1 rRNA gene is annotated in these 1,853 nt (G+C 48.1%); it reads left to right on the top strand.

What is annotated here, in order from left to right:
- The first annotated feature begins 211 nt into the window (after nucleotides 1-211).
- Nucleotides 212-1,785 (top strand): 16S ribosomal RNA (locus EKN01_RS07780).
- The last annotated feature ends 68 nt before the right edge of the window (nucleotides 1,786-1,853 follow it).

Genomic DNA, 1,853 nt, shown 5'->3' with positions numbered 1-1,853 from the left:
TTTTAAAAAACTAGTTGACATGAGTTAGCTAAGTTGATAAGATATTCTAGTCGCTTGTTAAGAAGCGAAAGCGATTAACAAGAAGTAGACCTTTGAAAACTGAACAAAGTTTTAACGCTTTAATTGTGTAGGCCTTTTGTCAAACAAAAGGTAAACAAAAATACAATGCAATTGTCAATTTGCTAGTAATTAATTTATGAGTCACAAATTCTAATATGAGAGTTTGATCCTGGCTCAGGACGAACGCTGGCGGCGTGCCTAATACATGCAAGTCGAGCGAACTCTCGTGAATGATCAATGGTGCTTGCACCAGAGAGATTTCACATTTGAGTGAGCGGCGGACGGGTGAGTAACACGTGGGTAACCTACCCTAAAGAGGGGGATAACATCTGGAAACAGGTGCTAATACCGCATAACAATTTCTTCCGCATGGTTGAAATTTAAAAGATGGTTTTGCTATCACTTTAGGATGGACCCGCGGCGTATTAGCTAGTTGGTGAGGTAACGGCTCACCAAGGCGATGATACGTAGCCGACCTGAGAGGGTAATCGGCCACATTGGGACTGAGACACGGCCCAAACTCCTACGGGAGGCAGCAGTAGGGAATCTTCCACAATGGACGAAAGTCTGATGGAGCAACGCCGCGTGAGTGAAGAAGGTTTTCGGATCGTAAAACTCTGTTGTTGAAGAAGAACATGCATGAGAGTAACTGTTCATGTATTGACGGTATTCAACCAGAAAGCCACGGCTAACTACGTGCCAGCAGCCGCGGTAATACGTAGGTGGCAAGCGTTGTCCGGATTTATTGGGCGTAAAGCGAGTGCAGGCGGTTTATTAAGTCTGATGTGAAAGCCCTCGGCTCAACCGAGGAATTGCATCGGAAACTGGTAAACTTGAGTGCAGAAGAGGAGAGTGGAACTCCATGTGTAGCGGTGGAATGCGTAGATATATGGAAGAACACCAGTGGCGAAGGCGGCTCTCTGGTCTGTAACTGACGCTGAGGCTCGAAAGTGTGGGTAGCAAACAGGATTAGATACCCTGGTAGTCCACACCGTAAACGATGAGTGCTAAGTGTTGGAGGGTTTCCGCCCTTCAGTGCTGCAGCTAACGCATTAAGCACTCCGCCTGGGGAGTACGACCGCAAGGTTGAAACTCAAAGGAATTGACGGGGGCCCGCACAAGCGGTGGAGCATGTGGTTTAATTCGAAGCAACGCGAAGAACCTTACCAGGTCTTGACATACCATGAAAGTCTAAGAGATTAGAGGTTCCCTTCGGGGACATGGATACAGGTGGTGCATGGTTGTCGTCAGCTCGTGTCGTGAGATGTTGGGTTAAGTCCCGCAACGAGCGCAACCCTTATTGTTAGTTGCCATCATTAAGTTGGGCACTCTAGCGAGACTGCCGGTGACAAACCGGAGGAAGGTGGGGACGACGTCAAATCATCATGCCCCTTATGACCTGGGCTACACACGTGCTACAATGGTCAGTACAACGTGCTGCGAACTCGCGAGGGTAAGCAAATCACTTAAAACTGATCTCAGTTCGGATTGTAGGCTGCAACTCGCCTACATGAAGCTGGAATCGCTAGTAATCGCGGATCAGCATGCCGCGGTGAATACGTTCCCGGGCCTTGTACACACCGCCCGTCACACCATGAGAGTTTGTAACACCCAAAGCCGGTGGGGTAACCTTTTAGGAGCTAGCCGTCTAAGGTGGGACAGATGATTAGGGTGAAGTCGTAACAAGGTAGCCGTAGGAGAACCTGCGGCTGGATCACCTCCTTTCTAAGGAAAAGCACGAGAGTGCGAATCGGAATTACACAATTAGTTAAAACTTTGTTTAGTTTTGAGAG

It is taken from the genome of Companilactobacillus metriopterae, from assembly GCF_004117915.1.
Taxonomy (GTDB): Bacteria; Bacillota; Bacilli; order Lactobacillales; family Lactobacillaceae; genus Companilactobacillus; species Companilactobacillus metriopterae.
Note: the sequence above shows the minus strand (reverse complement) of the source record. Positions and strands in the feature narration are given on the sequence as shown.